The 544-nt window shown below is 68.6% G+C and carries 1 protein-coding gene and 1 pseudogene; both read left to right on the top strand.

Annotated features, from left to right (window positions below; genetic code table 11):
• Positions 1-369, top strand: a pseudogene (locus ACXJ3V_RS20620) (VCBS domain-containing protein); the annotation flags it as partial.
• Positions 318-544, top strand: a 227-nt coding sequence (locus ACXJ3V_RS20615; RefSeq protein WP_457102220.1) for a VCBS domain-containing protein, incomplete at its 3' end; no start/stop codon positions are given. The pseudogene ACXJ3V_RS20620 and the gene ACXJ3V_RS20615, both read left to right, overlap by 52 nt.

Raw genomic sequence — 544 nt, 5'->3', positions numbered from 1 at the left:
GCCAGCAACAGCCAGGCGGCGATCCAGCARCTGGGCGCAGGCCAGTCGCTCACCGACAGCTTCACCGCGGTGTCSCTCGACGGCACRGCCAMCCAGYTGGTGACCGTSACCRTCACSGGCASCAACGATGTGCCGGTGATCGCTGGCGCGGCMAGCGGTGCRGTGCAAGAAGACGTGGCGGTGGTCGSTGSCAACMTCGYGRCCAGCGGTGCGCTGACGATYGCCGATGTCGAYGCGGGCCAGTCCAGCTTCGCGGYCCAGGCGGGCACCGCCGGCAACAATGGCTTCGGCAGCTTCACGCTGGCGGCCGATGGCAGCTGGAGCTACACCGCCAGCAACAGCCAGGCGGCGATCCAGCAACTGGGCGCAGGCCAGTCGCTCACCGACAGCTTCATCGCGGTGTCCTCCGACGGCACGGCCACCCAGCTGGTGACAACAGCCAGGCGGCGATCCAGCAACTGGGCGCAGGCCAGTCGCTCACCGACAGCTTCATCGCGGTGTCCTACGACGGCACGGCCACCCAGCTGGTGACCGTGACCATCAC

It is taken from the genome of Microbacterium sp. P5_E9, from assembly GCF_054049175.1.
The sequence above is the reverse complement of the archived record's forward strand: the minus strand, read 5'-3'. Positions and strand labels throughout refer to the sequence as shown.